Here is a 25,424-nt window from a genome sequence, read left to right as displayed (position 1 = left end):
GTGCCCGTGAGACTCGCTGTCGCACTCGTCACCTGCCTGGCTCTCCTCGGTGGTTGCGTCGCCGCGCACGCGTCCGGAGCGGAATCCCCCAGCTGTACGGAAACCGACCTTCCGGTGACCGGGCCCGACGGGCCCGCGACGATGCACGGCCAGCTGTGCTTGCCGGCAGGCGGCCCTCCGGCGGCGGTTCAGCTTCTGGTGCACGGCGGGACCTACAACCGGTACTACTGGGATCTTCCCTACGATCCGGACCGCTATTCGTATCAGCGCGACATGGCCGCGCACGGTTACGCGACCTTCGCGGTGGACCTGCTGGGTACCGGGCGCAGCACCAGGCCCCCGGCGGCGCGGCTGCTGATCGGCGCCGAGGCCGCTTCGCTGCACGACGTCGTCGGTCACCTGAGGGCAGGCCGTGCCGGGGGAGTGCGGTTCGGCAAGGTGGTCATCGCCGGGCATTCCGTGGGTTCGGGCATCGTGGCGTTCGAAGCGGCCAGGTATCACGACGTCGACGGAGTGATCCTCACCGGCATCACGCATGTGCCGTCGGTGCCGGCCCTGACCACCGGCGCCGGCACCGGTCTCGAACCGGCGTTCCTGGACCGGCGCTTCGAGGGCGCCGACCCGGCCTATTTCGTGACGAAGCCCGGCGCCCGCGCCGGCCTCTTCTACGCGAAGAACGACTCGGACCCGCGAGTGATCGCCGCCGACGAGGCCACCAAGGACGAGGTGTCGGCGCCCGGGATGGCGACGGTGGCGGTCTTCGGAATCGTCATGCCCGCGACCTCGGGCATCACCGTCCCGGTCTTCCAGGCGGTCGGGGGAAGCGATGTCCTGTTCTGCGGTGTGCTCGCCCTCCGCGACTGTTCGACCGCGGCCTCGCTGCGGGAACAGGAAGCTCCTTACTACAGTGCGGCCGCGAACCTGACCACGTATGTCCTGCCTGGAGCGGGCCATTCGCTGGCGTTGCACGAAAACGCGGGAGCCTACCGGGACGCCACGCGCGCTTGGCTGACCGCCTGTTTCGGGCTGTGATCACCCGACGGCCGCACCGGGACGCGTCCCGACGGGGTATGGTGATCCGTTGTGCACTGTGAGTAAGATCGGTTACGCTGAGCGACTCACCGACGTGCGACAGCCAAGAGACTCCTGATCCGGGATGGGGATATGACGGTCCCGAATGCGGACGACGGTCCGGCTCCGCCCCACGCCTTGACCGCCCCGGCGGACGCGACGCGGGGGCGATTCCTGCTCGCCCGGAAGTGGGCGTATCTGGTGTCGAGCACGGCCTATCTGCCGCTCACCCACAGCGAACTCGAACAGCACATGCTGCACCTGGTCAACCGGCTCTTCGACACGATCCGGCGCGAGCCGTTCGACCCGGAGGCGGCCGGCGCGGTCGGCACGCGGCTGGTCGAGATGAAGTGCGTGGGCCCGGACAGCATCCGCCGCACGGTCGACGCGCTCGGGCGGGCGCTGCTCCACCAGCCGGAACTGGCCGGTGTGGACCGGCTGGCCGAGCGGGTGGTCCTCGTCCTCGGCGCCATGATGACCGGCTATGCCGAGCGGCTCCGGCAGGTGACACAGCAGCGGCAGGAGGAGCTGAACCGGTCCCTGCACAAGGTCGCCGAAGACGCCCGGCGGACCCATCTGATCGGTCATGCGCGGTTCGAGGAGGTGTTCCGGTCGTCGTCGAGCGGTGTCGCCCTGGTCGGTCTGGACAAGCGCATCGGAGCGATCAACGAGGCGATGGCGGGCATCGTCCTGCGGTCCGAGGACGACCTGATCGGGCTGAGCCTGTTCGATCTGATCGCGCCCCAGGACGCCGGTTCGCTCGGCGAAGCCTATGAGCGGCTGGAATCCGGGGGGTTGCCGCACCTGGAGTCGAACTGCCAGGTGGTGCGCGGGGACGGCGCGGTGGTGCCCATGTCGTTCAGCGCTTCACTGGTCCGCGACGCCGACGGCGCGGCCGATCACTTCGTCACGGTCGTCGAAGCCGAATCGGACCTGGCCGGGTTGCGCCGGAGTCTCAGCGAACTGTCGCGTCACGACGCGCTGACTGGTCTGCTGAACCGGCAAGCCTTCCGGGCCGCGCTGCAGGCCGCCCTGAGCCGGTCGCCGGTCACGCTGTATCACCTGGACATCGACGGCTTCTCCCTGATCAATGCCGGTCTCGGGGCCGAGACGGGCGACAGGTTGCTGGTCAGCGTCGCCGAACGGCTGCGAAGCGTTGTCGCGCAAGAGAAAGCCGCGGTGGGCAGGCTGGGCGCCGACGAGTTCGGCATCGTCGTGGAGAACACCGCGGAGAGCCTGCCGGTGCTCGAAATGGTGGGCAGGATCCAGCAGGTCCTGGACGAACCGGTCTATCTCGACGGTGAACACGGCCTGGCCGCCCCGGTGTGCATCGGGGTCGTGGACCGCCCCGGCCCGGGCACCGCGCCGGCCGACGTGCTGCGCGCCGCGGAGACGACGTTGCGGCGCGCGAAAGACGAAGGACGACGGCAGTGGCAACTGTTCGATCCGCCTGAGGACGCGCGTCAGCGCGAGATGTCGGAGCTGGCGACCTCGATGGCGGCCGCCTGGGAAACCGGGGCGATCAAGGTCGCCTTCCGGACGGTGACACGGCTGGACACCCGGCGCCAGGCCGGGGTCGAGGCGGTTTCGTACTGGGACCACCCCCGCCGCGGTCCACTGTCCCACGCCGACTGCGTCAAGCTCGCCGAACGGACCGGCCTGGGGCTTTCGCTGGGTTACTCGCTGCTGTCGGAAGCCTGTGCGCGGAGAGCGGAGTCCGACGACGAACTGCCCCTTTCGGTGCCGCTCACCATCGGTCAGGCGGCCGACCCCGACCTCGTCGGCGTGGTCCGGCGCGTGCTCGGCGAGACGGGGCTGAACGGCCGAGCGCTGGAACTGGGTTTCCCGGCGGAGGCGCTGGCCGCCGAGCACGGCGAAACGGCCGACAACCTGTGCGTGCTGGCCGATATCGGCGTCCGCACCGCGATCCACGACTTCGGTGCGGCCAGGGACGCGATCTTCCTCGAGGACCTGCGGGCCGGCTCGATCCGGCTGGCACCGGTGCTGGTCGCGCGGCAGCGCGAGCGGCCGGGACCGGATTCGGCCATCACCCCGATACTGACGGGCATGGTCGCGATGGCACACCGGTCGGGCGCGACGGTGAGCGTCGACGGTGTCGGCACGCCGGAACAAGCCGATTTCTGGCGGCGCGCGGGTGCGGACTTCGCGCTGGGTGAGCTGTTCGACCACCCGGGCTGAATCCGGTGACACGGCGTCCGCCGGAGCCGTCGGCCCGCGTTCACGAAGGTACGGTTGGACACATGGCCGACAAAGACATCATCACCACGGTGGACAAACTGATCGCGGAAGAGCATCAGTTGCGCGGCCGCGCGGTCGGCGGCGGGCTCGGTGAGGACGAGCAAACCCGGATCCGGCAGATCGAGGAGCAACTGGACCAGTGCTGGGACCTGCTCCGCCAGCGCCGGGCTCGCCGTGAATTCGGCGAGAACCCGGAAGCCAGCGAGCCGCGCCCGGTCGGTGAAGTCGAGTCCTATCAGCAGTGAGGTTCCTGTAGCGCGACGTGGAGCCCGGCCAGGCGCAAGGTGGCGGGGTCGGGAACACGCCGTGCCCCGTCCGGCAACGGAGCCAGACGCGGGAAGCGTTGCAGCAGCGCGGTGAGCGCGGCCTCGGTCTGCACCCGCGCGGGCGCGGCGCCGAGACAGAAATGTGGCCCGTGGGCGAACGCCAGATGCCCCGGGCCGGTGACGGGCCGGGTGACGTCCAGGCGGCCGGCATCGGGGAACGCCCGCGGATCGCGGTTGGCGGCGGCGATCACGGTGACCACCGGCTCGCCCGCCGGGATCGGTGTGCCACCGATCTCGGTGTCCTCCCGCGGATAGCGGGGAATGGTCAGCAACTGCGGACCGCACCAGCGGAGCAGTTCTTCCACCGCGCCCGGCATGAGCCCGGGATCTTCGCGCAGCGCGGCCAGCTGGGCCGGGTGGGCGAGCAGAGCGTCCACCGCGTTGGCGATCAGGTGCGCCGGTACCTGGCCGGCGAGGACGAGGTGCCAGACCAGCGTGATCAACTCCGCTTCGGAGGGCTTCTCGCCGCCGCCGGACGGACCACGGAGCAGCTCCGAGACCAGGTCGTCCCCGGGTTCGTCGCGCCGCTGCGCGATCGCGGCCCTGGCGTCGGCGATGATCCGCGGAACGGCTTCGGCGAAGTCCTGTCCGGCACCCGCAGCGACGGCTGCTCCGTAGCGGTGCCAGCGCGGCCGGTCGGTCGGCGGGACGCCGATGAGTTCACCGATCACTTCCATCGGAAGTGGCCGTGCGAAGCCGGAAACCAGGTCGGCATGGCCGTTCTCGGCGTCGATGGACAACGCGTCGAGGAAGCCGGCGACGACCTTCTCGATCCGCGGACGGAAACCCGCGGCGCGGCGTGCGCCGAACGCGGGTGAGACGAGGCGGCGCAGGCGAGCGTGCTCGGGACCGTTCATCTCCTGCATGGTCCGCAGGTACGGGAGGCAGTCGGCGGGAAGGTCGCGGGGCCGCAGCGCGAAGCTGGCCGCGGTGACCTCGAACCGTGGATCGGCGAGTACGGCCTTGGCCTCCCGGTACCGCGTGACCGCCCACATCGGAGGGATCCCCGGGGCGTGCAGTCGTGCCAACGGTGCCTGCTCACGCGCCTCGCCGTAGGCCGCGACGGGATCACGCAGTACGTCGGCGCCGGCCAGATCGATTTCGGGAAGGGGTGCCACCAGGTCTCCATTTCACATGTTGAGATCAGATGATCAGATCATATAGATGCTCACGGTATCTTGTCAGCACCGGACGTCGAGGGAGCGTGATGACCCGGCTGACCAGGGCGGAATCCCAGGAGCGCAACCGCGCCAGGGTGCTGGCCGCCGCGCGGGACGAGTTCGCGGAACGGGGCTTCCGGGACGCCAAGATCGATGTCATCGCCGAGCGTGCCGAGCTCACCCGTGGCGCGGTCTACTCCAACTTCCCCGGCAAGCGGGCGCTCTACTTCGCGGTCCTCGCCCGGCTCGCGGCACAGGCGCCGGTGGCGCCGCATGCCCAGCCCGGCGACACGGTGAAGGAGGCGCTCGGCGCGCTCGCCCGCGCCTGGGTAGCCCGGCTACCGGAGCCCGGTGAACGGCTCGGCCTCGAACTGATCCCGGAGATCGTGGCCGACGAGCGGGTCACGCTGCCCTTCACACAGTTGATGAAGCTGGACGCGTTGCTGCTCGCGCTCGCGCTGGAACGACTGAGGCCGCCCGGAAAAGCGCCGGAGGAACCGCCCGCGCGGCTGGTGCGCCTGGCCGAAACGGTGCTCACCACCTTGCACGGCGCGAGCCGGATGGCGGCCGCGGCTCCGGGCTTCGTCGAGCCCTTCGACGTGATCAGCGCCTGTGAGCAACTCGCCGGGCTGAAACTCAACGACTTCTGGGCGCCTCCGCGAACCGCCCCCGCGGCCGAGCGCGTGGCCCTGCCGTGGGTCCCGCCCTCGGCGATCGACCTCGTCCGTGCCGCCCCGGCGGAACTGCACGGTGACGGGGTGGTGACGGTCGTCGGGCTGCACCGCCTGAGCGCGGTCGAGCAGGCCGTCCGTGCCGGGAACGAGGTGACCGCGGTGCTGGTCACCGGCGATCCGGGTGAGCTGGCGCCGCTGACGAGGCTGGTCGTCGGCGGCCTTTGCGGTTGCTTGCGGCAAGCCGTTCCCGCCTCGGCGTGGCCTCGGATCCGCGTCGTGTGTGACGAGTCGGGGACGCTGGCCGCGGCGGCGGGAGTGCGGTCGGTCAGTGACGAAACGGAGGTGGCGGTGCGGGTCGAAGACGGCCGGATCGTCGCCACGGCCGAAGGCCGCGGTGCGTGCCATGCCGTGGCTCGCGATGACCTGCGGCCGGTCCCGGCCCGATAGCGGGTTTTCGCGCGGCGGTCAGCGGGCGACCAGGTTCGCCAGCAGATCCCGCCAGCTCACGATGCCGACGACGTGCTTTTCGTCGACCACGGGCAGGCACCGCAGGTTCGCGTCGACCATGACGGACGCGAGTTCGCCGAGTTCGGTGTCGGCGGGAACGACGATCGAGGCGGGCCGCATGGCCTGCTTGACCAGGCGAGCCCGGACGCCGGTCATCGCGCCGCCCTCGGGTCCGTCTTCGAACCGGAGATCCGGGGCGAACCGGACCCGTCCGAGGTCTGCTTCGGTGAGCATGCCCACGAGTTCACCGGTCTCGGCGAACACCGGGATGGTGGTGTAGCCGCGAGCCAACATCAGGGCCGCGGCCTCCTCGATGGTCGCGTCCCCGGTGATGCCGATGACCGGGGTGCTCATGATGTCCCTTACTTGCATCACCCCATGTTTCCCGGACCGGGCGGCCACGGGGCAGAGTCCAAAGACTCGCCGTAGCGGACCAACGGCTCTAAGTGCCCGCGCGAGCCCCCATGGGGCTCCCTCTGGTGTGACCGCGCGAAGCTCCGTTGAGGGCGGTGGTGGGCGACGGGCGGGGTAGATTTCCCTTATGCCGACTGGACCTGCCGATGTCGTGACCGCCCGGAAATGGATGGACGAGGGGACCCGCCTGCTGCTGGCCACGGTCGACGGGCTGGCGGAGGCCGATTTCGACGCGCCGAGCCTGCTGCCCGGGTGGGCGCGGCGGCACGTCGTCGCCCACGTGCACAACAACGCCGAAGGCTTCCGGCGCCTGGTGCACTGGGCACGCACCGGCGAGGAGACCCCGATGTATCCCGACCCCGGGCGGCGCGACGCCGAGATCGAAGAAGTCGCCGGGCTGCCGGTGTCCGACCTGCGGTCCAAGGTGCGCGGCTCCGCCGAGGCGCTGGCCCGCGACCTCGACGAACTGCCGGCCGAGGCCTGGGACCACACGGTGTTGAGCAGGCAGGGGCGGGAGATGACCGCGACCCGGATCCCGTGGCTGCGGGCCCGCGAGGTCACGGTGCACCTGGCCGACCTCGACGCGAGCGCCGGTTTCGAAGATCTGCCTCCGGACCTGCTCAAGGCCCTGGTCATCGACGTGCTCGCGGACCGGGCGGACGCCGGGAACGGACCGGCCCTGGCTCGCTGGCTGACCGGCCGGAGCGCGCAGGCGCCGGACCTCGGCCCCTGGCTGTAGGACGCGCCGCCGCGTCGGTCTTCGAGGCCGCCGGGGAAAAAGCGGAGGAGTTTCCCGCCACCGGGAATAGGGAACGCCATGGACGCGCTGAGCCCTGTCATCCGGTAGCTATACCCCGGTAGGGTATCGACGAAGGAGTGGCGATGACGGCGATCGGGCACGCCCTGGGTTTGGCAGGCGCGATGACGTGGGAGGTGCTCTGGGCGCTGATCCTCGGTTTCGCGCTGTCCGCGGTGGTGCAGGCGGTGGTGCGGAAGTCGACGATCGTGCGGTTGATGGGCGACGACCGCCCGCGCACCCTGGCGATCGCGTCGGGGCTGGGCGCGGCGTCCTCGTCGTGCTCCTACGCGGCGGTGGCGCTGGCCCGGTCGCTGTTCCGGAAGGGCGCGAACTTCACCGCGGCGATGGCCTTCGAGATCGGTTCGACGAACCTCGTGATCGAACTGGGCATCATCATGGCCCTGCTGCTGGGCTGGCAGTTCACCCTCGCGGAGTTCGTCGGCGGCCCGCTGATGATCGTGGGCATCGCCGTGCTGTTCCGCCTGTTCGTCCGGCGGCACCTGCTCGACAAGGCGCGCGAGCAGGCCGAGCGTGGTGTCGCCGGTGCCATGGAGGGGCATGCCGCGATGGACATGTCGGTCACGGGCGAGGGATCGTTCCGCCGGCGGTTGTTCTCGCGCGACGGGTTCACCTCCGTCGCGCACGTGTTCGTCATGGAGTGGGCCGCGATTCTGCGTGACCTGGTCCTCGGCCTGCTGATCGCGGGCGCGGTCGGGGCGTGGGTCCCGGAATCGTTCTGGCACGCGTTCTTCTTCACCGGCAGCCCCGTGGCTTCCGCGTTGTGGGGACCGCTGATCGGCCCGGTCGTGGCGATCCTGTCGTTCGTCTGCTCGATCGGCAACGTGCCGCTGGCCGCGGTGCTGTGGAACGGCGGGATCAGCTTCGGCGGCGTGCTCGCCTTCATCTTCGCCGACCTGCTCATCCTGCCGATCCTCAACATCTACCGGCGTTACTACGGCACGCGGATGGCGTTGGCGTTGTTCGGCATCTTCTACGCCGCCATGGTCGCCGCCGGGTACTTGATCGAGCTGATCTTCGGCGTGGCCGGGCTGGTGCCGCGCGAACGGTCGGCCGCGGTGCTCGAAGCCGGGATCTCGTGGAACTACACCACCTGGCTCAACATCGTGTTCCTGGCCGTGGCCGGTGTGCTCGTCCTTCGTTTCGTGCGGACCGGGGGCATCCCGATGCTCCGGGCCATGGGCGGATCACCGGATACGGAGCACCACCACTCATGAACCGGCGGCCCCGCCGGGACGTGTCGCAGGACGTCAGCAGTCCGACCGCCACCTTGCCGGTCTTCCCTCGGGGGTGGCCCTACCGTGGAAAGGTGATCGCGCGGGCGCGGCCGGTGTCCTTCCGGTGGGTGTCACCGGCCGCTCTCCCGTCGCGCGGCAGGCGCCGTGCGACGTGCGGAGGAACGCTGTGACCTGCCCCGCGTTCGATGGCTACCCGGTACCCCCTTAGGGTATAAAGATCGTGAGGTGGCGGACGTGTTCCGCGCCGGTGATCGTCCAGGAGGTTCCGATGACCGAAGCCAGTTACACCGTCAAGGGCATGACCTGCGGCCACTGTGTCGCGTCGGTGACCGAGGAGGTCGGTGAGATCGCCGGAGTGCGCGACGTCGACGTCGATCTGGCCACCGGCAGGCTCACGGTCGCCAGCGACGCGCCGATCCCGGCGGAGCGGATCGCCGCGGCGGTGACCGAGGCCGGCTACGTTCTGGCCGGCTGATTCGCGCCGGTTTCTCCGGTGCGCGCAAGGATTTCGGTGGAAGGTGGCGGGCGCATGGGTCCGGTGACCCGGGAACCGCGCGCGGAGCACGCGCGGCGGGTGGAGCTGTCGATCGGGGGCATGACCTGCGGGTCGTGCGCCGCCCGGATCGAACGCAAGCTCAACAAGGTCGCGGGCGTGTCCGCGACCGTCAACTACGCCACCGGCAAGGCCGGGGTCAGCTACCCGGAGACGGTCTCGCCGGAAGACCTGGTGAAGGTCGTCGAAGCCGCCGGTTACACCGCCGCGCTTCCCCCGCCGCCCCGCGCGGCGCCGGAGGTGCCCCAGGCGGACGATCCGCTGCGGCCGGCACGGCAGCGGCTGATCGGTTCGGTCGTGCTGGCGGTGCCGGTGATCGTGCTGTCGATGGTGCCCGCGTGGCAGTTCACGTACTGGCAATGGCTTTCCCTCACCCTGGCCGCGCCCGTGGTGGTGTGGGGCGCGTGGCCGTTCCACCGCGCGGCGTGGACGAATCTCCGCCACGGTGCCCTGACCATGGACACGCTGGTTTCGCTCGGCGTCGGCGCGGCGTTCGGATGGTCGCTGTACGCGCTGTTCTTCGGTACCGCCGGAATGCCCGGAATGCGGCACGGTTTCGAGCTGATCGCGGAGCGCGGGTCCGAAGGCTCCACGATCTACCTCGAGGTCGCCGCGGGCGTGACCGCGGCGATTCTCGCCGGGCGTTTCTTCGAGGCGCGCTCGAAGCGGCGTGCCGGGGCGGCCTTGCGGGCCCTGCTCGAACTGGGCGCCAAGGACGTCACGGTGCTGCGGGACGGCCGTGAGGAACGGGTTCCCGTCGAGGCATTGCGCGTGGGGGACGAGTTCGTGACGCGCCCCGGCGAGAAGATCGCCACCGACGGCGTGGTGGTCGACGGCAGTTCCGCGGTCGACGAGAGCATGCTCACCGGCGAATCCGTGCCGGTCGAGGTGCGGCCCGGTGACGCGGTGACCGGCGCGACCGTGAACGTCGGCGGACGGCTGGTGGTGCGGGCGGAACGGGTCGGGTCCGGGACACGGCTGGCGCAGATGTCCCGGCTGGTCGAACAGGCACAGAACGGCAAGGCGGCGGTGCAACGGCTGGCCGACCGCGTGTCCGCGGTGTTCGTGCCGATCGTGGTCGTCCTCGCCGCGGGCACCCTGGTCGCGTGGCTGGCGGCCGGCGCGGGCACGACGGCCGCGTTCACCGCCGCCGTCGCGGTCCTGATCATCGCCTGCCCGTGCGCGCTGGGCCTGGCCACGCCGACCGCCTTGCTGGTCGGCACCGGCCGTGGCGCGCAGCTCGGCATTCTCATCAAGGGTCCCGAAGTGCTGGAGTCGACCCGCGCGGTGGACACCGTGGTGCTGGACAAGACCGGCACCATCACCACCGGCAAGATGAGCCTGGTCGACACGCGGGTGGCGGCCGGTGAGGACGAGACCGAGGTGCTGCGCCTGGCCGGTGCGGTGGAGCACGCCTCCGGTCATCCCATCGCCCGGGCGATCGCCGGCGCGGCGGCCGAACGGGCCGGTGCGCTTCCCGCGGTGACGGAGTTCCGCACCACCGAAGGGCTTGGCGTCCAAGGAGTGGCCGAGGGCAAGGCCGTGCTGGCGGGGCGGGCGGCCCTGCTCGAGGAGCGGGGTGTCACCGTCGACGACGAACTGGTCAAGGCCAAGGAAGAGGCCGAACATCAAGGCCGCACGGCGGTCCTCGTCGCCTGGGACGGCCGGGCGCGGGCCGTGCTCGTCGTGGCCGACACCGTCAAACCGACCTCCGCGCGGGCCGTGCGGGACCTGCGTGCCCTCGGGCTGGAACCCGTGTTGCTCACCGGGGACAACTCCGCCGCCGCCCGCGCCGTCGCGGCCGAGGTCGGCATCGACGAGGTGATCGCGGAGGTCCTGCCCGCGGACAAGGTGGACGTGATCGCGCGGCTGAAGGCGCAAGGACGTGTGGTGGCCATGGTCGGCGACGGTGTGAACGACGCCGCGGCCCTGGCCACGGCCGATCTCGGGCTGGCCATGGGCACCGGCACCGACGCCGCCATCGAGGCCGGTGACCTCACCCTCGTGCGCGGTGATCCGTGTGCCGCGGTGGACGCGATCCGCCTCGCGCGGCGCACGCTGGCGACCATCCGGGGCAACCTGTTCTGGGCCTTCGCCTACAACGTGGCGGCCCTGCCGCTGGCCGCGCTCGGCCTGCTGAACCCGATGATCGCCGGGGCGGCGATGGCCTTCTCGTCGGTCTTCGTCGTGTCGAACAGCCTGCGCCTGCGCCGGTTCCGTGGCGGCGCCGCCACGTCCGCGCTGCGGCCGTGACAAGGTCACTGCCGTCCTCATTCGGGCACGCGCATGTCCGAACACGGCTCCGGCGAGCCGAGACCGGGGAAACCACCGACGGTGGCCCAGAACGCGAGAACCTCCGGCGAGTCCGGCAGGGCGGTGGTCGACCACCGGTAGTCCGGCGGGGCGGCCAGCGCCAGCGCCGCCGCGACGAGCACGGTGCCGTAGCCCAGGCGGCGGCGGTCCGGTTCCACGCGAAGGCCGGTGAGCAGGGCTCGCCGGCACGGGGCGCAGATCGCCAGCCACACCGCGCCCACGGGCTTGCGGTCCCAGCGCAACTCGATCCGTCCTACCCCCGCCCGCCGCTGGGCCGGCGGGAGGGTCACCAGGACGAGGCCCAGGTCCGGTGCTTTGCCGGCGGAGTACTGCACGGTGGGATCGAGCAGGCACCACGTGGCTTTGGAATCGCGGGCCTCCGGGCGCGCGTAGCAGACTTCGCAGGTGACCGTGGGCAGGCCGTAGGCGTGCGACCAGCCGGCGGTCGCGCCGCCGACGGCCAGCGTGTGACCGCGCAGGCATCGCGAGGGCGTGCGGCGGCTGCCGCTTCCGACCGCAGGCCGCACGGCTCCGGCCACTCCGAACTCACCCCGCAAAGCGGCCACTATTCGATCCTCTGTTCGGGTATCTACGGTTAAATCAGGTGAGCGGAGGAGATCATGTGGCTGGGTGCGTCGCGCACCGTGGGCGCGCGACGGCTCAATTCTCGCTCACGTGTTCGATTATGAGGGAGGGGTTCCCGGAGGCCCAAGCGAACCGGCCGTGAATCCTCCGCGCGGGGGAGCCGGAGCATCCGCTCGGGTGGACCGCCCCGCGCCCGGGTGGTCTTCCGTCCACTGTGGATTCCCGTGACCGCGATCGCCCGCGTCACCGGTTCCGGCGCCGCCGCAGACGGCTGAGCATCGTGATCTGGCGTTGGGTCGCGGCGCGCATGGCGTCGGGATCCTGGCGCCGTAGCTGGACCGCCGACACGATGACCCGCAGGACCACCCCGAGGACCAGCAGGTCGGCCACCATCTGAATGGTCACCAGGACCCGGGCGACCTGCGTGGCCGCGGTGATGTCACCGAATCCGACCGTGGAGAACACCGTGACGACGAAATAGAGCGCGTCGGTCCGGGTGAGGTGCTTGGTGAAGCTGCCGGGCAGATCGTGCTCCATGATGTAGTACACGTTCGCGAAGACCAGCAGGAACAGCGGGACGATGATCGCGAGCGCCTGGACGCCCTGCAGCGCGGGATAGGGCGAGAGGGCGATCAGCCGGACCTGCCACACGATCATGGCCACCACCAGGCTGAGCCCGGCGACCAGGAACAGCGTGCCCCACACGTCGAGCTTCTTGTCCACCGGCAGGTAGTAGTACAGCACGATCAGCGCGACCACGGTGATCGCCGGGCGCGCCACGGCCAGCCAGAGGAAGCGCCATCGCTCCGCGGAGGTGACCGGCCTGCCGGGCGGAAGGGGCGTCGGCGTCATGGTGTCAGCCTCCGGAGACGGTGGCGTGCCCGGCACCACCCGCGCGGGGTGAGTCCACCCGGCGTGGAGGGTCACCGGTTCCCCTCGGGCGGGAACCGCGGGACGGCGTGCCCGCGTCGAACCGGAGGAACCTCTCGAAAGTGGCGCCCGGCGGCGCCGGAATGTTGCCATACTGTCGCGGAGGCATGAACTGAGCTGAATGGGGGATCGAGGTGGATGGGTACCGGTTGTCCGACAAGGCCGACGCGAAACGCCTGCTCCGGGAGATGCCCAAGGAGCACACCGGGCGGGTCGCGAAGGCCGGTCAGGTCGAGGCCCCGGCCGGCGCGGGCTCGGCGGAGCTGGTCGGCGACGCCGGCCGGATCGAACTCGACCCGGCCGAGATCGCCGAGGCGCAGGCCGAACTCGACCGGCATTACGACGAGTTGACCGCGCTGCTCAGGCAGGCCGGTGAACTGGAGACGCCGCTGCGGGACGGTTCGGGTCCGGTGTCGGGGCACCTGCGGAAGGCCTTCGGCCTCCGTGGCTCCGCGGACAGCGGGGTCCAGGCCATCCTTCGTGACTACCTCGACGAGCTCGCCGGGCTGCGGGACGCGATCCGGCAGGCATCCCAGGACCACCAGCGGAACGAGGCCGACGCCGCCGACACGCTGGCCGCGATCCGGCCCGGCCGCAGCGCGAGAGGATGAGAACGGCCATGGGGGATTCGGGCTACCTGCCCTACAACACGCACCGCAAGCACCGGTACTACTCGCAGGACCATCCGGAGACGGCCCGGCAGCGCAGACGTGACCGGCGCATTCGCCGGATGCGCGCTGCCAACGCCCAGGACAAGGCCTTCGGCAAGATCAACTGGGATGCCTACACCCACCCGCAGCTCTACGACATGGTGACCACCGCCGATCCCGCGGCGATGGGCGGCGCCGCGCACCGGTGGGCCCAGCTCGCCTTGAGCAGTGACTCCACCACCGCCGAAGTCCACAAGACAGTGCAGAAACTGTTGCTGTCGTGGCGTGGCGAGTCGGCCGTGCGGGCCGCGGACTCCGCTTCGAAGCTGACCCGGTGGGCCGCCGAGGCCAGTTCCACGATGCGCGGGGTGGGCGACGGGCTCGACACCTACACCTCGGCGGTCGTCGAGGCGCGCAACCGGATGCCGGAGCCGGTCTACTACTCCGCGGAGCGGCATTTCCGCCAGGGGTACGACGTCAAGGAGAGCGGCCCGGCCGCCGCGGTCCTCGCCGACCAGTTGCTCGACGACCATTTGCCTACTCGCACCCAGGCCGACCGCGCGAAGGCCGAAGCGGTGCGGGTGATGGAACAGTACGAGTCGACCAGCAAGGGCGTGCACGACACGCTGCCCGCGTTCGCCGACGCCCCCGAGGCGACCAGTGGTTCCGCGGACGGGACCGACGGTTCCGGGGAGGCCGGTGCCGACGGGCGCAGGGGCGGCACGGTGGCTTCGGGATTCGCGGCGGACGTGCCGGGATCGGACCTGCCTGGCGGCGGTGGCTACGGCTCCGCGGGGGGCGCCGGTTACGGCTCCGGGTACGGCGCGGGTGCGGGTGCGGGCATCGGCGCAGGGGGGCTGAGCGCCGGTGGTAAGGCCTTGGGCGCTCTCGGTGCCAGCGAAGGCATGCCCGGGGCGCCGGGACAGCCGGGCATGGTGGCCGGGGCGCCAGGCGCCCGCGGGGCCGCTGGTGGCGCGGGGATGTATCCGCCGGGGGCCGGGCAGCGGAACGACGAGGACGGCGAACACCACAACCGTTATGCCGAGGACATGGGCATCGACATGCTCGAGGACCTGCCACCGGCCTATCCGCCGGTGCTCGGTGAGTGATCGCAGGCAGGAGTAGGCACAGTATCCGAGTAGGCGCAGTATCTGGGGAAGGACGAGCGATGGCGCGTCGCATGCCCGCGGTGGGCGGGGTGGTGCTTTCGCATCTGGAGTTCGATCTGCTGTGGTCGGACCTCGATCTCGGCGCGCCGCCCTATCCACTGGAGATCCGCTCGCACGGTTTCACCATGGCGGAGCGGGACCAGCTGGGCGGACGGGTATTCGAAAGCCTCGACGAGGCCGGGCTGATCGACGGTGACGAGGTCGCGGCCTGGGTGGAGGATCTGCTCGTCCTGCTGAGCAGGCCCGTGCTGTCGGTCGACGCGCTGATCATCGGTCAGGTGCCGTTGCGGCTGGTGGCCGTGGCGGGCCACCGGCAGGCCGTCCTGGCCGTGCTGGACCACACCGAGCTGGCGCTGCGGCCGATCCGGCCGGCGGAGCTGACCGAGGTCGTCGCCGACGTGATCGGCGATGTGGGCGCGGGACCGGGACAGCCGGTCACGCTCGCCCGGGAAGCGTTTTCCGCGGCGATGAACGCCTTCGCCTCCGACGGCCACGAGGGATTCACCGCGGCGCTGGCCCGCGAGGGCGTCACCGGCCGCGCGGTCCGCGCTCTCTCGTCCATTGTGGACTCTCCTCGCACGTGTTCCGGGCAGTTCGCCGCGAACGGTCCCGCCGGCCGCTCGCCGATCGTGGCCTGGTTCGACACCGAAGCGGGCCGGTACGGGGTGACCGTCGAAGCCGCGGGCGCGGGCAGGCTGGTGACCGTGACCCCGGCCGACAAGAGGTGGCTGGCCGCCCGGCTGAGCGCGCTTCTCGACCGGGTCCGCGGGCATGACCCGGCCGGCGAAGCGCCACTTTCCGGGATCCTGCGGTGACAGCGGGGAACGGTTCCGCCCGGCGGTGCGTCGGAGGCGGTGGAATCCCGGTTGTGGGCCGGGATCGGGCCGGGCCGCCCGTGCGGTGGGCCGGGCACGAGAGGGGAAAGGTCGATTCGATGAAGGTGTCGGGATGAGCACTCTGAACGCGGACCAGATCGCGCAGCACGCTTACCGCGCCGGTTTCCGGGGGGAAGCGCTGACCACGGCGGTGGCGGTGGCGCTCGCCGAATCCGGTGGGAACGCCCACGCGCACAACGGCAGGCCGCCGGACAACTCCTACGGCCTGTGGCAGGTCAACATGCTCGGCGGCATGGGGCCCGAGCGGCGCCACCAGTTCCATCTGCACTCCAACGACCAGTTGTTCGATCCGGACACCAACGCCAAGGCCGCCTACGCGATTTCGGGCCATGGCAAGTCTTTCCGGCCGTGGTCGACCTACACCGACGGCGCCTACCGCAAGCACCTCGCCGAAGCTCGCAAGGCGGCGCAGAAGGCTTCCGCGAACCACGGTAGGACTTCGGCGGGCAAGGGACACGGCACGGGGCACGACAAGGGACACGACAAGGGCTCCAAGACCGGGCACAAGGGCGGCGGTTTCAAGGCCGACCCCGCGCAGTTCACCGCCTACACGCGCGGTGTCGACAAGATCGCCGGCGAACTGCGTGAGATCTCCTCCCGCACCGTGCACTCGGTCACCGGAATCGCGAAGGACAGTTTCGGCCAGGTCGGCAAGGAAACCGGTTTCGCCGACGCGCTGGGGGATTTCAGCAGGTCCCTGGAAAAGCAGGTCAAGACCACCGCGAAGAACGCGCAGGATCTCGGTGAACTGACCGCGAAGGCGGCGAAGACCTATCACGCGCAGGAAGACACCGCGGTGCAGAACCTGCGCGCCACCGACATCACCAGCGTGCTCGGCTGAGTAAAAGGGGGACCATCATGGACACCGGTACCATCGCCACGCTCTTCGCCGGCGAAATGAAGACCCATCAGGCGAAGCTGGCCGGCAACGTGAACGAGGCGCAGGTGGCGCAGACCGCACTGGAGTCGGCCGCGAAGTCCATCATGGAGCGGCACGACGAGCAGCGGAAGTCCGCCCAGTCGTTGCTGACCCACTGGGACGCCAAGGCCGCCGAGGGGTTCGAAGGCCGCTCCGCCAGATTCGGCGACGACCTGACCACGACCGCGGAGGCGAGCGCGCGCGGCGCGAAGATCGTCTCCGAGGTCACGCACGCGCTCTCGGCCCGGCACGGCGCGACCGGATCGCTGGTCGACGAGTTCGTCGCCAAGGCCGAGGGGTTGCTCAAGGCGGGGTACGCCCTTGCCGGGGCCAAAGTGCCGGGGGCTCTGCTCAAGGCGCTGAGCGAGGTCGCCGATCTGGCGGGTCCCTACGTCAAGGAGTCCGCCGGGCACCTCAAGGACGCGCGTGCCGAAATGGAGGACGCGGCGCGCAAACTCCGTGCGCTGGAAAAGGATCTGAACTCCGACGGCGTCGGCGATCCGGGGCAGGCACAGCACAAGCATTCGCCCGGCAAAGGGAACGGCAAGGAGCACGGTAAGCCGCATGGCGGAAAGGGCCATCACGGCAGCACGAAGCCGAACTCCGCCCGGGTCGAGGAGATCCTGGCCAACGCCCGGAAGAACGTCGGTTACCACGAAGGTCCGAACAACCGGAACAAGTGGGGCCCGACCGGGCAGCCGTGGTGCGCGTATTTCGCCACCTCGATGTGGCGGGAGGCCGGGGTGAACATCCCGAAGTACGGCTTCACCGGTGACGTCTACAAGTGGGGCGAACGCCACCATTGCGCCTACGACCGGCATGATCTGGCGAAGCAGGCCCGGCCCGGTGACGCGATCTTGTTCGGCACCAACTCCAGCTGGAGCGGGAGCGAACACATCGGCATCATCGAAAAGGTGGAGGGCAACAAGATCACCACGATCGAAGGCAATTCGAGCGATCAGGTGATGCGCCACACCTACACGCTGCCCCGCGACGCGCACCGTTTCTACGGAGGGGTGCACCCGAAATGACGATCAGCGGAAGTGCCCGGCGCGACGGCGTTTCGGTGGAGGTACTGCCCGGTGGCGCGCTCAGCGCGCTCGAACTCACCCCCGAAGCGCTGCGCGGCGGGGGCCGGGCACTCGCCGAGGAAATCCTGGCGCTGGTGCGGGAAGCCGCCGCGCAGGCCGGTGAAAGGGCGAAACACGCCATGGCGGACGAACTCGGCGGACTCGGCCGGGCCGAGCTCACGATGCTCGGGCTGGATCAGGACGGGACATTGACCGAGACCGCCGAAAGCACGGTGCCGGACAGCTGGAGGGTCTGAGTGGACGACGAGCGCACCGTCGACGAACTGATCGAGATCGCCGAGGAAATGCCGGACCGGCTGGGGCTCGCCGCCGGGATGGCGGAAGTGCGGGGCAGGGCGCGCGGCGAGCACGTGTCCGTGGCGGTGGACGTGCAGGGCATGCTCGTCGAGTTGGACATCGGTGAGCATGCCCTGGCCCTCGGCCCGGAACGGCTGGCCGCGGAGATCTCGCGGCTGAGCGCCGAAGCCGGCACCAACGCCCTGCGGGACGGGCTGAAGGTGATCAAGGCCGGGTGCACCCCGGCGCTGGCCGAGTCGGTCGGTCAGTACCTCGGTGTCGACCTGGACGAACCCGGCGACCGGCAAGAGGAAGCCGGACCCACCGAAGAGTCCGTTGTGGACAGTCGGCGTGAACCCGTCAGGCGGCGGGCCGCGGCACCCGATGACGATGACGGCGAGGGGTTCGTGCTGACCAGGGTCTGAGCGCGAGCGTCAGGTGAGGTCCAGGACGGTCTTGAGCCAGCCGTCTTCCCTGCGGTCGAACGTCTCGTAGGCCTCGATGGCGGCGGTCGGCTCCTCGTGCCGGGTGATGAAGGCCGTCGGGTCGACCACGCCGCTGACCACCAGGTCGAGCAGCCGCGGGAGATAGCGCCGGTGGTTGCAGTTGCCCATCTTCACGGTGAGGTTCTTGTTCATCGCCTCGCCGATCGGGTAGCTGCTGAACCCGGGCGGATACACGCCGATCACGCCGATGCTGCCCGCCTTGGCGACCGCCTGCACGGCCCATTGCGCGGCCTGGCTCGGCGCGTCGCCGGGCACCCACTGCTCACCGCGCGGGGAGGCCCCGGGCGCCGCCTGCTCGCGTTCCTTCGAGAAGTCTTCCGCCTGCTGCCGGGCCTGTTCCGCGGCGGGTCCCCGCTTCGGCCGTTCGGCATCCACCCCGACCGCGTCGATCACCCGGTCCACCCCGATTCCGCCGGTGAGTTCCTTGACCATCGCCACGGGATCCTCACGGTTGAAGTCGATGGGCTCGGCGTTCTGCCGCCGGGCGGTGTCCAGGCGCGAGGAGATGCCGTCGACGACCAGCACCCGCCCGGCACCCTGGCGCTTGGCCGAGGCGATGGCCAGTTGCCCGACGATGCCGGCGCCCAGGACCAGCACGCTGTCGCCGTCGCCCACCTCGGCCAGCCGGGAGCCGAACCAGGAGGTCGGGAAGATGTCGGAGAGCAGGATCGCCTGGTCGTCGGTGACGGTGTCGGGAATCCGCACGAGCGTGGTCATGGCGTGGGGAATCCGCGCGTACCCGGCCTGCAGCCCGTTCACCGGGCCGGTCGACTCGGGGCCGCCGAAGAAGCAGGTGCCGGCCGCCGGGCCGTTCGGGTTGGCCTTGTCGCACTGCGCGAAATATCCGGCACGGCAATAGGAACACGTGCCGCAGCCGATGGTCGACGTCACCACCACGCGGTCACCCGGGCTGAATCCTCGCACCGCGTCGCCGGTTTCCTCGACCACCCCGACCGCCTCGTGGCCCAGCACCGTCCCTTCGACCATGCCCGGCATCGTGCCGCGAACCAGGTGGAGATCCGTGCCACAGATGGCACTGCGGGTGATCCGGATGATCGCGTCCTGCGGCTCGACGATCTTGGGGTCCGCCACGTCCTCCAGGCGGATGTCCCCGGCGCCGTGCCATACCACTGCCTTCACCGGTGTGTTCCCTCCTCGTGGATTCCTTTGCTCCCCGTGTTCCCGTCGTGAGAAGAGGAAAACGTTTAGTGACCGGCACCCGGGTATCCGCTGGGAAGAACATCCCCGGACGCCAAGGAGAACAAGCATGCGAGCACTCATCTATCGCGGTGCGCGGGAAGTCACCGTGGAGCAGGTGCCCGACCCGCTGATCGAGGGGCCGGGCGACGCGATCGTCCGCATCACCACCACCAACATCTGCGGCTCCGACCTGCACATGTACGAAGGCCGCACGAATGTGGAGGACGGCAAGATCCTCGGCCACGAGAACATGGGGATCGTCGAGGAGATCGGGATCGGGGTCGACCGCATCAAGGTGGGTGACCGGGTCTCCGTCCCGTTCAACATCGCCTGCGGCACCTGCCGCAACTGCGTGGCCGGGTGGACCTCGTTCTGCCTGCGGACGAACCCGGCCGAGGGCATGGACGGCGCGGCCTACGGTTACGCGAACATGGGCCCGTACGCGGGTGGCCAGGCGGAGTTCCTGCGCGTGCCCTATGCGGACTTCAATCTGCTGACCCTGCCGCCCGGCAAGGAACACGAGAACGACTTCACCATGCTGTCCGACATCTTCCCGACGGGCTGGCACGGCACCGAACTCGCCGGGATGCGCCCTGGCGACACCGTGGCGGTGTTCGGCGCCGGACCGGTCGGGCTGCTCGCCGCGCACAGCGCGATGATCAGGGGAGCGGCCGAGGTGCTCGTCGTGGACAAGGAGCCCGACCGGCTCGCGCTCGCGGGAAAGATCGGGGCCACGCCGGTCGACTTCGGCAGGGACGACCCGGTCGAGCGGATCATGGAGGCGACCGGCGGCCAGGGAGCCGACTGCGGTGTCGAAGCGGTCGGCTACCAGGCCCACGACCCGACGGGTGAGGAACACCCGGAGCTGGTGCTGGACAACCTGATCGCCTCCGTGCGCTCCACCGGCGGGATCGGCGTGGTCGGCGTGTACCTGCCCCAGGATCCCGGCGCCGCGACCGAACAGGCGAAACAGGGCCGGATCGGCTTCGACTACGGCACCTTCTTCCAGAAGGGACAGCGCATGGGGACCGGCCAGTGCCCGGTGAAACGGTACAACCACCAGTTGCGCGATCTGATCCTCCAGGGGCGGGCGAACCCGTCCTTCCTGGTCTCCCACGAGATCGGACTGGACGATGCTCCCGAGGGTTACGCCCGGTTCGACCGGCGGGAGGACGGCTGGACCAAGGTCCTGCTGCGGCCGTGACTGTCTTTTGAGGACACTTGGTCACCGGGGGCCTCGCGGGAATTCCGCCGGGGCCCGGGCGGTGGTTAAACCGTGAAATCACGGGTATCCGAAGACGGCCCACCGCCGCTACCGCCACGCCCAGGAGAATCCATGGTTCACCGTGACATGTCTTGGCAGGTTCGCTGATGTGGCCGGCCTTGCTGTTTCCCGTCGTCGTCCTGACCGGCACTCTCTTCATGGAACGGTTCGAGACCGCGCTGCTCGTGCCGAAGTCCGGGCGGGCGGAACCTGCCACCGTCGCCTCCCCTCGGGGCGAGGCCGGAAAAAGTCTCTTGTGGACGATCATCGTCCCCCCGGCGGGCCTCGCCTCCCGTCGGCCCGACAGGGCGCACTCCGCGCGGGACGCCCGCTCACCTGCCGATGGCGCGGAGCTGGAGGCCTCGCCCGGTGCCGTGACGGGCTGAACACGAGCGCGTGCACGCCCCGGAGGTGGATGCACACGAACGGTGGCATCGCGCGCGGGTGACGCCGAGGGATAATGGTGTAAGGCAGGTCACATTCGCGCTTCACGCACCCGCCGGGAGCCGCCATGCTCAGCGCTCGCGAACAGCGTCAACTCGCCCAGGTCGAAAACTGGTTCGCCCGCACCGACCCGGCGCTGGCCCGCAGCCTCGGCGCGGGCCGGGAGTGCCGCCGGGTGAACTGCCCGGCCGTGCGGGCCGGGCTCGCCGTGGCCGCGGCGGCCGCGCTGGCCGTCGGTATCGTCATCGGCCCGTTCCTCTTGATCTTTCTCGCCTGTCTGCTGCTGTCCGCGGCGCTGACCCTGCACGTCGCCCGGCCCGACCAGACGCGGGTCGATCCGATCCCGCCCGTCCTGCGCTAGCTCGGGGAAGCACGCCGCCGGGGGAGTGTTGTAAGCGCTTTCCGATCAAGAGGTCGTGTCGCGCCCGCGGATGAGCAACGCGAGCACGACGATGGCGAGCACGGCGACGCCGCCGGCGAACACGATGCCGGAGGAGACCAGCCCGACGGCCCTGGCCGCCGCGCCCTCGCCGATCACCGGAATGATGAGGCCGAGGTAGAGCACGACGAAGAAGGTGGACGTGATCTCGGCGCGTCGCCCGGCCGGGGCCGACACGGTCACCGCGGTCAGGCCGGCCCGGAAACCCATGCCCTGCGCGAGCCCCGCGATCACCGCGCCGGTGACGAGCAGCGGCAGTGACGCCAGCGCGAGGCTGCCCGCGATCAGCGCCATTCCCGCGACCAGCCCGGCGCATCCGGCGATCAGGGCACGGCGTTCACCGAGCCGCGACGACACCGTCTGGCCCGCCATCGAGGAGGCGAACAGCGCGAACACGACGACGCCGACCAGAGCGCGGTTCGTGTCATGCAGCACGGCACCGAAAAAGGCCGGGGAAACCGCGGTGAACAGGCCCAGCACCGCGAAACCGGCGAACCCGGCGATCGCGGCGCGGACGAAGACATCCCGCACCTCGGCCGGTACGGCCAGCTTCTGCGGCCGCAGATTCGGCGAGGCCGCGCGCTCGACGGGTTCGGTGACCACCTCCACCGCGAACGCCGCCACCGCCACCAGGCCGAGATCGACGAGATAGACCAGCCTGAGGGGCGCGGGAGCGTACTGGGCGAGGAGCCCGGCGATCAGTGGGCCCAACCCGAGCCCGCCCATGTTCACCACGGCGGCCACCAGCCCCGCCCGTGCCTTGTGCGGCCCGGGAGCGAAGTCGACGAGGGCGGCGGTCGCGGTCCCGGTGAAGATACCGGCCGACAGTCCGGACGCGACGCGGCCGGCGAACAGCCAGCCGATCGAATCCGCCAGGACGAACACCAGCGCCGCGAGACCGGACAGGGCGAGACCGGCGCGCAGCATCGGCCTGCGCCCGAGCTGATCGGACCACCTGCCGGTCAGCACCAGCGCGACCATCACGCCCATCGCGTACACGGCGAAGACCACGGTGGTCCTCAACTCGCCGAACCCGAAGGCCTGCTGGTACAGCGGGTAGAGGGGGGTCGGCAGGGTGGTGCCGAGCATCGCGATGGTGAAGGCCGCGGCGGTCAGCGCGACCGCGGGCCAGCCCGTCACCTGCCGCCGTGTGACGACCGTCGCCCGGCGGCCCGTCACGCTCGTTCCTTCGGCTTCCCGCTCGAACTCCATACCGCCGCATACCCGCCCGCCCGCGAATTCACGCTGTCGGTACCCGGAGGAAGACCGTTCACTTCGTGGTCGCCTTCCGGTAAGCCCGTCCTGCGATTCTCAGCGCCGTTACGGCGGCTTCGGCCAACGCTGAGTGAGGGAGTGTTTCGTGCGGAGATGGCATGTGGTGGTAGGGGCCGTGGTGTCGGCCGGAATCCTGAGCGGCACGGTCGCGGCGGTGGGGCCGGCCTCCGCCACGGCGCCGGGACGGCCCGATGACGCGCACACCTTCGCCGTGATCGGCGACATTCCCTACGGCGCGGCGGAGATCGCCCAGTTCCCCTCGGTGGTCGCGCAGATCAACGCCGACCCGGCGGTGGAGTGGGTCGATCACCTCGGCGACATCAAGGACGGCTCGTCGGTGTGCGGCGACGAGTACTTCCAGAAGATCAAGGGCGACTTCGACAAGTTCTCCGACCCGCTCGTCTACACCGTCGGGGACAACGAGTGGACCGACTGCCATCGCGCGAACAACGGCGGCTACAACCCGCTGGAGCGGCTGGCGAAGATCCGGCAGGTGTTCTTCCCGAGTCCCGGCCGCACGCTCGGGCAGCACAGCGCCCCGGTCGTTTCGCAGGCGGATCAGGGCATCCCGGAGAACGTGCGCTGGGAGCGGGCGCGGGTGGCGTTCGCGGCGGTGGACGTGGTCGGCAGCAACGACAGTCTCGCGCCGTGGACCGGGCAGACCGCGCCGACGCCGGAGCAGACCGCCGAAGTGCTCGGCCGGACCGCCGCGGTGATCCAGGAAATCCGGACCACCTTCGCCGAGGCCCGCCAGCACCACGACCGCGCGGTCACGCTGCTGATGCAGGCGGACATGTTCGACCCGACGGTGCCCGACCCCGCCTTCGGCGGGTATTACGGCTTCCAGCCGATCGTGGCGGCCATCGCCCGTGAGTCGGCCGCCTTCCCGGGACCGGTCTACCTGTTCAACGGGGACAGCCACGTCTACCACAGCGACAACCCCCTGGCTGCCGGTTCGCAATGGTTGTCCTTCTACGGCGTCGGGCAACCGGTGCCGAACCTTTCCCGGGTCACGGTCGACGGATCCTCCAACGCGAAGGACTATCTCCGGGTCACCGTGGATCCGCGTGACCCGCGGGTGCTGAGCTGGACGGTCGTCCCGTTCACCTCGTGAATCCCGGAATACGCATCGCCCTCACGGGCAGTATTCGGTGAGCTGCACGACTCCCAAATCGATTTTCTGGCGCCGGACGAGGTGAGTGCCGGACGGAATGTCCTGGGAGCAGACCCGCCAGCGCGCTCCGGCCAGGGGATGACGCCCCTGGCCGGTCGCGTCATGGGTGCGGATCGAGACGAGCGCGCCGTCGGTGCGCTGGCGGACACGGTCCTGGGCCTGCCTCAGGGTGAGTCCGGTGACCGCCGGCATGGTCCAGGATCGTTGTGTGCCCACAGGTTCCTCGGTGGCGGGCAGCACGTGGTTCCCGTGGTCGATCACGATGGTGCTGTCACTGCTTTCGGACCGGCAGCCGGCCAGGGTGAGCACAGTGACCACCGTGCCCAGTGCGCCCAGCACGACCAGCAGGCGCCCCGGCCAGGCCGTCGGCAATGCCTTCCGGGTTCTCGGCGGCGTAGGCATGGAATATCAGTCCCTCACTTTTCCTGGAATTTTTCCGGTTATTTCCAGGATACGAAAATCCCCCTGCCCGCACAGTCCGCAGGCAGGGGGATCATTTCGCTACCGCCCGTTTCCGGCTGTCCTCGAAAGTGCTGTGGTGGTCCGCTGATCTACCGAAAAGTGTGATACCCGGACGGTGGTGAATTCCGCGCCGGAGGCGAATTCGCCGGCCAGAACCTCCGGCTTACCGGCGGCCGCCGACGTCGAAGATCGCGGTGACGATCCGGGTCCAGCGCGCGGTGAGCTGTTCGGCGGTCTCATCGGGGTGGTCGATCGCCCAGGTGACGACCGCGTCGACGATCCCGGTCCACATCCGGGCCAGCGCGTCGACGTCGAGGGGGTCCACCTCGCCCAGCGTGCCGAGGAAGTCGGACACTCCGGACAGGGCCAGGCCGGTCAGCCGCTCGCGGAACCGGTTGACGGTCTCGCCCGCCTCGCCGGTGGTGGGCGCGGTGGGGTCGTAGAAGAGCCGCCAGGTGGTCCTGTCCGGGCCGAGCGCATCGAAGACCCCGTTGAGCACGTTGATCGGAAGGGACGAGGGGGGCGAGGCGGCCATCTCGGCTTCGATCCTGGCGACGAGAGGCTCGGCGATGCCGGTGAAGCAGGCGAGGTAGAGCCCTTCCTTGGACGGGAAGTGCTGGTAGACCAGCGCCTTGGAGATGCCGGCCCGGGCGGCGACCGACGCCATCGACGAGACGGCGAAGCCGTGCTCGGCGAACTCCCGCAGGGCCGCCGCCATGATCTCCTGCCGGCGGTCGGCGTGCGGCATGCCCTTGGTCCCGCGAGCCTGCCGCGGGGGTGACGACGCTGACGATATTGACATCGGTTCCGAA

27 protein-coding genes are annotated in these 25,424 nt (G+C 70.2%); 19 read left to right on the top strand and 8 right to left on the bottom strand.

Annotated elements, in window-relative coordinates; genetic code table 11:
* From ACFSXZ_RS07035 to ACFSXZ_RS07025, 3 genes are all read left to right on the top strand, one after another.
* Complete coding sequence (locus tag ACFSXZ_RS07035; protein WP_378262465.1) at window positions 1–1,032, top strand: alpha/beta hydrolase; 1,032 nt, start codon at window positions 1–3, stop codon at window positions 1,030–1,032.
* Window positions 1,033–1,164: 132 nt separating this feature from the next.
* Window positions 1,165–3,270, top strand: coding sequence for an EAL domain-containing protein (locus ACFSXZ_RS07030; RefSeq protein ID WP_378262463.1), 2,106 nt, complete (start codon window positions 1,165–1,167; stop codon window positions 3,268–3,270).
* Between the two features lie 62 nt (window positions 3,271–3,332).
* Complete coding sequence (locus ACFSXZ_RS07025) at window positions 3,333–3,575, top strand: DUF2630 family protein (protein ID WP_378262461.1); 243 nt, start codon at window positions 3,333–3,335, stop codon at window positions 3,573–3,575.
* Here ACFSXZ_RS07025 and ACFSXZ_RS07020 read toward each other — a convergent pair.
* On the bottom strand, window positions 3,566–4,774 hold the full coding sequence (locus tag ACFSXZ_RS07020) for a cytochrome P450 (protein WP_378262459.1): 1,209 nt from the start codon (window positions 4,772–4,774) through the stop codon (window positions 3,566–3,568). The two genes, ACFSXZ_RS07025 and ACFSXZ_RS07020, sit on opposite strands and share 10 nt — an antisense overlap.
* Before the next feature lie 89 nt (window positions 4,775–4,863).
* Here ACFSXZ_RS07020 and ACFSXZ_RS07015 point away from each other — a divergent pair, with 89 nt between their 5' ends.
* Window positions 4,864–5,937 carry a TetR/AcrR family transcriptional regulator gene (locus ACFSXZ_RS07015; RefSeq protein ID WP_378262457.1) on the top strand — a complete coding sequence of 358 codons (1,074 nt, stop codon included), beginning with the start codon at window positions 4,864–4,866 and terminating at the stop codon, window positions 5,935–5,937.
* 18 nt (window positions 5,938–5,955) lie between these two features.
* On the opposite strand, the gene ACFSXZ_RS07010 is transcribed toward ACFSXZ_RS07015, so the two are convergent.
* A complete protein-coding gene (locus tag ACFSXZ_RS07010) occupies window positions 5,956–6,351 on the bottom strand; it encodes a CBS domain-containing protein (protein ID WP_378262455.1) in 396 nt (131 codons plus the stop codon).
* 187 nt (window positions 6,352–6,538) lie between these two features.
* Here ACFSXZ_RS07010 and ACFSXZ_RS07005 point away from each other — a divergent pair, with 187 nt between their 5' ends.
* From ACFSXZ_RS07005 to ACFSXZ_RS06990, 4 genes are all read left to right on the top strand, one after another.
* Window positions 6,539–7,150, top strand: coding sequence for a maleylpyruvate isomerase N-terminal domain-containing protein (locus ACFSXZ_RS07005; protein ID WP_378262454.1), 612 nt, complete (start codon window positions 6,539–6,541; stop codon window positions 7,148–7,150).
* A gap of 143 nt (window positions 7,151–7,293) precedes the next feature.
* Window positions 7,294–8,445, top strand: coding sequence for a permease (locus tag ACFSXZ_RS07000; protein WP_378262452.1), 1,152 nt, complete (start codon window positions 7,294–7,296; stop codon window positions 8,443–8,445).
* Window positions 8,446–8,734: 289 nt separating this feature from the next.
* Window positions 8,735–8,941 (top strand): heavy-metal-associated domain-containing protein, encoded by a 207-nt coding sequence (locus ACFSXZ_RS06995; protein WP_378262450.1) that lies wholly within the window; start codon window positions 8,735–8,737, stop codon window positions 8,939–8,941.
* 54 nt (window positions 8,942–8,995) lie between these two features.
* Window positions 8,996–11,272, top strand: coding sequence for a heavy metal translocating P-type ATPase (locus tag ACFSXZ_RS06990; RefSeq protein ID WP_378262448.1), 2,277 nt, complete (start codon window positions 8,996–8,998; stop codon window positions 11,270–11,272).
* A 17-nt stretch (window positions 11,273–11,289) separates the two neighbouring features.
* On the opposite strand, the gene ACFSXZ_RS06985 is transcribed toward ACFSXZ_RS06990, so the two are convergent.
* Window positions 11,290–11,898 carry a GNAT family N-acetyltransferase gene (locus ACFSXZ_RS06985; protein WP_378262446.1) on the bottom strand — a complete coding sequence of 203 codons (609 nt, stop codon included), beginning with the start codon at window positions 11,896–11,898 and terminating at the stop codon, window positions 11,290–11,292.
* Between the two features lie 262 nt (window positions 11,899–12,160).
* The gene (locus ACFSXZ_RS06980) at window positions 12,161–12,769 is read right to left on the bottom strand and encodes a potassium channel family protein (RefSeq protein WP_378262444.1); all 609 of its coding nucleotides are present in this window, start codon (window positions 12,767–12,769) and stop codon (window positions 12,161–12,163) included.
* A 212-nt stretch (window positions 12,770–12,981) separates the two neighbouring features.
* Here ACFSXZ_RS06980 and ACFSXZ_RS06975 point away from each other — a divergent pair, with 212 nt between their 5' ends.
* The 7 genes from ACFSXZ_RS06975 to ACFSXZ_RS06945 all read left to right on the top strand — a co-directional run bounded on the left by ACFSXZ_RS06975 (window position 12,982) and on the right by ACFSXZ_RS06945 (window position 18,273).
* Window positions 12,982–13,458: a hypothetical protein gene (locus ACFSXZ_RS06975; protein WP_378262442.1), complete on the top strand. Its 477-nt coding sequence runs from the start codon at window positions 12,982–12,984 to the stop codon at window positions 13,456–13,458.
* An 8-nt stretch (window positions 13,459–13,466) separates the two neighbouring features.
* Window positions 13,467–14,606, top strand: a complete 1,140-nt coding sequence (locus ACFSXZ_RS06970) for a WXG100 family type VII secretion target (RefSeq protein ID WP_378262440.1) — start codon at window positions 13,467–13,469, stop codon at window positions 14,604–14,606.
* 59 nt (window positions 14,607–14,665) lie between these two features.
* Complete coding sequence (locus tag ACFSXZ_RS06965; RefSeq protein WP_378262438.1) at window positions 14,666–15,481, top strand: ESX secretion-associated protein EspG; 816 nt, start codon at window positions 14,666–14,668, stop codon at window positions 15,479–15,481.
* Window positions 15,482–15,614: 133 nt separating this feature from the next.
* Window positions 15,615–16,403: a transglycosylase SLT domain-containing protein gene (locus ACFSXZ_RS06960; protein ID WP_378262436.1), complete on the top strand. Its 789-nt coding sequence runs from the start codon at window positions 15,615–15,617 to the stop codon at window positions 16,401–16,403.
* Window positions 16,404–16,420: 17 nt separating this feature from the next.
* A complete protein-coding gene (locus ACFSXZ_RS06955) occupies window positions 16,421–17,512 on the top strand; it encodes a CHAP domain-containing protein (RefSeq protein ID WP_378262434.1) in 1,092 nt (363 codons plus the stop codon).
* Window positions 17,509–17,808, top strand: coding sequence for a YbaB/EbfC family nucleoid-associated protein (locus ACFSXZ_RS06950; protein WP_378262432.1), 300 nt, complete (start codon window positions 17,509–17,511; stop codon window positions 17,806–17,808). Before ACFSXZ_RS06955 ends, ACFSXZ_RS06950 begins: the two co-directional genes overlap by 4 nt.
* Entirely contained in the window at window positions 17,809–18,273 is a 465-nt protein-coding gene (locus ACFSXZ_RS06945) for a hypothetical protein (protein WP_378262430.1), read from the top strand.
* Between the two features lie 9 nt (window positions 18,274–18,282).
* Here ACFSXZ_RS06945 and ACFSXZ_RS06940 read toward each other — a convergent pair whose 3' ends face one another.
* A complete protein-coding gene (locus ACFSXZ_RS06940; RefSeq protein ID WP_378262428.1) occupies window positions 18,283–19,494 on the bottom strand; it encodes an alcohol dehydrogenase catalytic domain-containing protein in 1,212 nt (403 codons plus the stop codon).
* Window positions 19,495–19,621: 127 nt separating this feature from the next.
* Between ACFSXZ_RS06940 and ACFSXZ_RS06935 the strand changes: the two genes are divergently transcribed.
* The 3 genes from ACFSXZ_RS06935 (at window position 19,622) to ACFSXZ_RS06925 (ending at window position 21,623) form a co-directional block, all read left to right on the top strand.
* The gene (locus tag ACFSXZ_RS06935; RefSeq protein ID WP_378262426.1) at window positions 19,622–20,758 is read left to right on the top strand and encodes a glutathione-independent formaldehyde dehydrogenase; all 1,137 of its coding nucleotides are present in this window, start codon (window positions 19,622–19,624) and stop codon (window positions 20,756–20,758) included.
* 152 nt (window positions 20,759–20,910) lie between these two features.
* On the top strand, window positions 20,911–21,204 hold the full coding sequence (locus ACFSXZ_RS06930) for a hypothetical protein (RefSeq protein WP_378262424.1): 294 nt from the start codon (window positions 20,911–20,913) through the stop codon (window positions 21,202–21,204).
* 125 nt (window positions 21,205–21,329) lie between these two features.
* The gene (locus tag ACFSXZ_RS06925) at window positions 21,330–21,623 is read left to right on the top strand and encodes a DUF3040 domain-containing protein (protein ID WP_378262422.1); all 294 of its coding nucleotides are present in this window, start codon (window positions 21,330–21,332) and stop codon (window positions 21,621–21,623) included.
* 45 nt (window positions 21,624–21,668) lie between these two features.
* Here the strand turns inward: ACFSXZ_RS06925 and ACFSXZ_RS06920 are convergent, their stop codons facing one another.
* Window positions 21,669–22,880 carry an MFS transporter gene (locus ACFSXZ_RS06920; RefSeq protein ID WP_378262420.1) on the bottom strand — a complete coding sequence of 404 codons (1,212 nt, stop codon included), beginning with the start codon at window positions 22,878–22,880 and terminating at the stop codon, window positions 21,669–21,671.
* Window positions 22,881–23,061: 181 nt separating this feature from the next.
* On the opposite strand from ACFSXZ_RS06920, the gene ACFSXZ_RS06915 reads away from it, so the two are divergent.
* Entirely contained in the window at window positions 23,062–24,090 is a 1,029-nt protein-coding gene (locus ACFSXZ_RS06915) for a hypothetical protein (protein ID WP_378262418.1), read from the top strand.
* A gap of 21 nt (window positions 24,091–24,111) precedes the next feature.
* Here the strand turns inward: ACFSXZ_RS06915 and ACFSXZ_RS06910 are convergent, their stop codons facing one another.
* The gene (locus tag ACFSXZ_RS06910; protein WP_378262416.1) at window positions 24,112–24,552 is read right to left on the bottom strand and encodes a hypothetical protein; all 441 of its coding nucleotides are present in this window, start codon (window positions 24,550–24,552) and stop codon (window positions 24,112–24,114) included.
* 223 nt (window positions 24,553–24,775) lie between these two features.
* Window positions 24,776–25,414: a TetR/AcrR family transcriptional regulator gene (locus ACFSXZ_RS06905; RefSeq protein ID WP_378262414.1), complete on the bottom strand. Its 639-nt coding sequence runs from the start codon at window positions 25,412–25,414 to the stop codon at window positions 24,776–24,778.
* Window positions 25,415–25,424: the final 10 nt, after the last annotated feature.

The organism is Amycolatopsis pigmentata, from assembly GCF_042684065.1.
In the GTDB taxonomy this organism is placed as follows: Bacteria; Actinomycetota; Actinomycetes; order Mycobacteriales; family Pseudonocardiaceae; genus Amycolatopsis_E; species Amycolatopsis_E pigmentata.
The sequence above is the reverse complement of the archived record's forward strand: the minus strand, read 5'-3'. Positions and strand labels throughout refer to the sequence as shown.

Bases quoted from the DNA above. Each gene is read 5' to 3' on its own strand.
- ACFSXZ_RS06910 (WP_378262416.1), bottom strand. From the start codon at position 24,552: ATGCCTACGCCGCCGAGAACCCGGAAGGCATTGCCGACGGCCTGGCCG.
- ACFSXZ_RS06960 (WP_378262436.1), top strand. From the start codon at position 15,615: ATGAGCACTCTGAACGCGGACCAGATCGCGCAGCACGCTTACCGCGCC.
- ACFSXZ_RS06905 (WP_378262414.1), bottom strand. From the start codon at position 25,414: ATGTCAATATCGTCAGCGTCGTCACCCCCGCGGCAGGCTCGCGGGACC.
- ACFSXZ_RS07015 (WP_378262457.1), top strand. From the start codon at position 4,864: ATGACCCGGCTGACCAGGGCGGAATCCCAGGAGCGCAACCGCGCCAGG.
- ACFSXZ_RS06955 (WP_378262434.1), top strand. From the start codon at position 16,421: ATGGACACCGGTACCATCGCCACGCTCTTCGCCGGCGAAATGAAGACC.
- ACFSXZ_RS06935 (WP_378262426.1), top strand. From the start codon at position 19,622: ATGCGAGCACTCATCTATCGCGGTGCGCGGGAAGTCACCGTGGAGCAG.
- ACFSXZ_RS06965 (WP_378262438.1), top strand. From the start codon at position 14,666: ATGGCGCGTCGCATGCCCGCGGTGGGCGGGGTGGTGCTTTCGCATCTG.
- ACFSXZ_RS07030 (WP_378262463.1), top strand. From the start codon at position 1,165: ATGACGGTCCCGAATGCGGACGACGGTCCGGCTCCGCCCCACGCCTTG.
- ACFSXZ_RS06995 (WP_378262450.1), top strand. From the start codon at position 8,735: ATGACCGAAGCCAGTTACACCGTCAAGGGCATGACCTGCGGCCACTGT.
- ACFSXZ_RS06970 (WP_378262440.1), top strand. From the start codon at position 13,467: ATGGGGGATTCGGGCTACCTGCCCTACAACACGCACCGCAAGCACCGG.
- ACFSXZ_RS07005 (WP_378262454.1), top strand. From the start codon at position 6,539: ATGCCGACTGGACCTGCCGATGTCGTGACCGCCCGGAAATGGATGGAC.
- ACFSXZ_RS06990 (WP_378262448.1), top strand. From the start codon at position 8,996: ATGGGTCCGGTGACCCGGGAACCGCGCGCGGAGCACGCGCGGCGGGTG.
- ACFSXZ_RS06925 (WP_378262422.1), top strand. From the start codon at position 21,330: ATGCTCAGCGCTCGCGAACAGCGTCAACTCGCCCAGGTCGAAAACTGG.
- ACFSXZ_RS06950 (WP_378262432.1), top strand. From the start codon at position 17,509: ATGACGATCAGCGGAAGTGCCCGGCGCGACGGCGTTTCGGTGGAGGTA.
- ACFSXZ_RS07000 (WP_378262452.1), top strand. From the start codon at position 7,294: ATGACGGCGATCGGGCACGCCCTGGGTTTGGCAGGCGCGATGACGTGG.
- ACFSXZ_RS07025 (WP_378262461.1), top strand. From the start codon at position 3,333: ATGGCCGACAAAGACATCATCACCACGGTGGACAAACTGATCGCGGAA.
- ACFSXZ_RS07010 (WP_378262455.1), bottom strand. From the start codon at position 6,351: ATGAGCACCCCGGTCATCGGCATCACCGGGGACGCGACCATCGAGGAG.
- ACFSXZ_RS06980 (WP_378262444.1), bottom strand. From the start codon at position 12,769: ATGACGCCGACGCCCCTTCCGCCCGGCAGGCCGGTCACCTCCGCGGAG.